General features: G+C 68.3%; 1 protein-coding gene. It reads right to left on the bottom strand.

The window, feature by feature from the left end; translation table 11 throughout:
* Positions 1-436: phosphoenolpyruvate carboxykinase domain-containing protein (locus GO615_RS29980; protein ID WP_169133096.1), on the bottom strand; the 436-nt coding region annotated here is incomplete at both ends.

The raw sequence follows: 436 nt of genomic DNA, 5'->3' as shown, positions 1-436 counted from the left end.
CGATGCGCTCGATGACCCACTTGAGGACGCGGCTGTTCTCGCCGAAGCCCGGCCACAGGAAGCCGCCGTCCTCGTCACGACGGAACCAGTTGACGTAGAAGATCGCCGGCAGCTTGGATGCGTCGGCGTCCTTGCCCACGTTGACCCAGTGCTGGAAGTAGTCGCCGGCGTTGTAGCCGATGAACGGCAGCATCGCCATCGGGTCGCGGCGCACGACGCCCACCGCGCCGGTCGCGGCGGCCGTCGTCTCGGACGACAGCGTCGCGCCCATGAAGGTGCCGTGCAGCCAGTCGCGGGCCTCGGTGACGAGCGGAACCGTCGTCTTGCGGCGGCCACCGAACAGGATCGCCGAGATCGGCACGCCCTGCGGGTCGTTGTACTCGTCGGCCAGGATGTCGCACTGGTCGATCGGCGTGCAGTAGCGGCTGTTCGGGTG

Source organism: Aromatoleum evansii (assembly GCF_012910805.1).
Taxonomy (GTDB): domain Bacteria; phylum Pseudomonadota; class Gammaproteobacteria; order Burkholderiales; family Rhodocyclaceae; genus Aromatoleum; species Aromatoleum evansii.
Note: the sequence above shows the minus strand (reverse complement) of the source record. Positions and strands in the feature narration are given on the sequence as shown.